This is a genomic window from Sphingomonas glacialis (assembly GCF_014653575.1).
GTDB classification, from domain to species: domain Bacteria; phylum Pseudomonadota; class Alphaproteobacteria; order Sphingomonadales; family Sphingomonadaceae; genus Sphingomonas; species Sphingomonas glacialis.
Window position 1 is genome coordinate 1 of the sequence record NZ_BNAQ01000031.1, and the last position, 1,241, is coordinate 1,241.

Sequence of the window (1,241 nt, forward strand, 5' to 3'; positions counted from 1 at the left end):
AGTGACGATCAGGTCGCCCCCGGTGTGGCCGAGCACTGGCTGGATCAGGATTTTTCGGGTGCCGAGCCAGATGGTCAGGTCCTGGTCTGTCGTCACATCGGGCAGGGCCAGAGACTTGACCATCGCCGCTAATGGCGGTGACGGATGCGCCCCGAACAAATGGAGATTTTCGGTTCGTATCCAGCCGCGCACGTTGCGGTGCGCAATGATGATTGCGCCCGCGGCGCGGAGCACGGCATCCCCCCCGACATGATCCGCGTGGTAATGCGTGTTGACCACGTAGCGAATGGGCTTCGGCGTCAGCTTGCGGATGTCGGCAATTAGCACCTTGGTCGCCTCTGGATCGAAGAAGCTGTCGATCACGAGCACCCCGTCATCGCCGATGACGAAGCCGGCATTTGACCCCGACCGCCCCTCCGGGCCGTCGATCGCGGCATAGACGCCCGGCGCGATCAACGTCAGCGTAAAGGGATCCGCGGCCGGTTCGACAGCAGTGGCGCTGGCGGGCGTGGCGAAGAAGGCTCCGGCGAGGAGGGCAAGCCGCCAGAGCTGCCGGGCCAGCGTGATCCCGGCGATGATAGCGCGTCGCATCACCGTGCCGTGTCCGTTCCCTGCAGGAACGCGCCGATATGCTCGTTCAGGAATTTGGCGTCGGCCGGATTGCTCGCCGCACCCGCCGTGTGACCCCAGAGCGACGGGATTGGAAGCAAGGTCACATGCGGGATAAAGCGGGCCTCGTAGCGCGCATCGTCGACGGGAAAATACAGGTCGGTCGCGGACGGCATGTACAGCACCGGCACCTTGATCGACGCGAGTGCGCTTTTGACATTTCCACCGAAGCCCGGGGTCGTTCCGACGTCATGCGCCTCCCATGTGTGCATTTGAAGGATCAAATCGTTGGCATCGGCGCCTGGAATGAAATCCTTGTAGAGCCCCTCGAAAACGGTGCGGAAGGTCGTGCCGGGGGGCGAGCCGGCGCGCCACGCTTCCTCGCGCCACCACCCTTGTGAAAACAGCCACCCGGCCCAGATCGCGCCGAAAGTCTGGAGGCCGGTTTTCGGCTGCACCTTGTAATCGCCGCCTGCAAAGGTCGGATCGCTCTCGATCGCGATGATCTGGCTTTCGAGCCGCACGATGCCATGCGGCCAGGTCTTGGCGGTCGCCGAGGTGACGACGATGCGGTCCATGAAGTCGGGATACGTAACCGCCCATTGGAAAGCCTGCTCGCCACCCATCGAAAA

The 1,241-nt window shown here is 63.5% G+C and carries 2 protein-coding genes; both read right to left on the reverse strand.

Features of this window, described 5'->3' with window-relative positions:
• Positions 1–591: MBL fold metallo-hydrolase (locus tag IE187_RS21095; RefSeq protein WP_189677954.1), on the reverse strand; the 591-nt coding region annotated here is incomplete at its 3' end.
• Positions 591–1,241, reverse strand: a 651-nt coding sequence (locus IE187_RS21100) for an alpha/beta fold hydrolase (protein ID WP_189677955.1), incomplete at its 5' end; no start/stop codon positions are given. The genes IE187_RS21100 and IE187_RS21095, both read right to left, overlap by 1 nt.